This is a genomic window from Ensifer sp. SSB1 (genome assembly GCF_016652895.1).
Taxonomy (GTDB): Bacteria; Pseudomonadota; Alphaproteobacteria; order Rhizobiales; family Rhizobiaceae; genus Ensifer.
Genome location: NZ_JAEPRP010000378.1, coordinates 1 through 1,089, shown reverse-complemented (window position 1 = coordinate 1,089; position 1,089 = coordinate 1). Strand labels below are relative to the sequence as shown.

General features: G+C 61.2%; 2 protein-coding genes. Both read right to left on the bottom strand.

All coding sequences use genetic code 11. From position 1 onward, the window contains the following. On the bottom strand, positions 1–529 hold a 529-nt coding region (locus tag I8N66_RS37475; protein WP_291165627.1), incomplete at its 3' end, for a DNA polymerase ligase N-terminal domain-containing protein. Between the two features lie 76 nt (positions 530–605). Beyond that, positions 606–1,089 (bottom strand): Ku protein (locus I8N66_RS37470; protein WP_365888492.1); only part of this gene is annotated, 484 nt, incomplete at its 5' end.

The following is a 1,089-nucleotide window of genomic DNA, read 5'->3' as shown; positions in this document are numbered from 1 at the left end:
CATCCTTGTCGCCCGCCCTCGAGTACTCATCGCGGTGTTTGATCAGCAGCCAGTTGTTGCGATTGCCACCCAACTTGTCGTGCTTCATGCGCACGAGCACCCAGCTTCCCTTGAGCTTGGAGCCCGCCATCAGGATCTTGAGATCGCCGTCGCGCAGTGCTTGATCGGCCGGCTTGTCGCCCTCGGGCATCCAGAAACCGCGGTCCCACAGCATCACGGTGCCGCCGCCGTATTCGCCCTTCGGGATCGTGCCCTCGAAGTCTCCATAGTCGAGGGGATGGTCTTCGACTTCGACCGCGAGGCGTTTGTCCTTGGGATCGAGCGACGGCCCGCGCGTGACGGCCCAGGACTTGAAGACGCCGTCCATCTCAAGGCGAAGATCGTAATGAAGCCGCGTCGCATCGTGCTTCTGGACGACGAAGCGTGGATATTCGGCCGAGCGGATTGCCTCTTGTCCCGAAGGCTCCTCGGTCTTGGTGAAATCCCGCTTTGCGCGATAGGTCGAGAGCTTCTTTGTCGACTTTGCCATGCGCCATCTCGCTTGCCGTTCGCTCACATCTCAACGAGAACCCACGGCGCAGTCTCGGGGTTTCAAGAGCGCGCGACTAGGCACGCTTCTTGGCGCTGCGCGTTGTCTTGGCTTTCGAGGACGAAGCGCCGGACTTGGGCGAAGGACCTGCCGCGCCGACGCTCTTTTTCAGCGCTTCCATGAGATCGACGATGTTGCCGCCCTTCGGACGGTCCTGCTCGTGGGCGACGATCTTGCGGCCTTTGAGTTTGTCCTGCACCAGCACCTTGAGCGCGGTCTGGTAGTGATCCTCGAATTTATCCGGTTTGAACGCCGCGGTCTTCTTGCCGATCAGCTGCACGGCGAGATCAACCATTTCCTTGTCGGGCTTCGTCCCCGGCACCTCGTCGAAGAAGTCCGCAGGTTTGCGGAGTTCCTCTTCGTAGCGGAGCATCTCCATGACAAGCCCGTCTTCGAGCGGCGCGATGGCGACCAGCCATTCGCGGCCCGAAATGGTGATCTGCGCCAGGCCGACCTTTCCGGTCTTCCGCAGCGCATCGCGGATCACGACATAGCCTTCG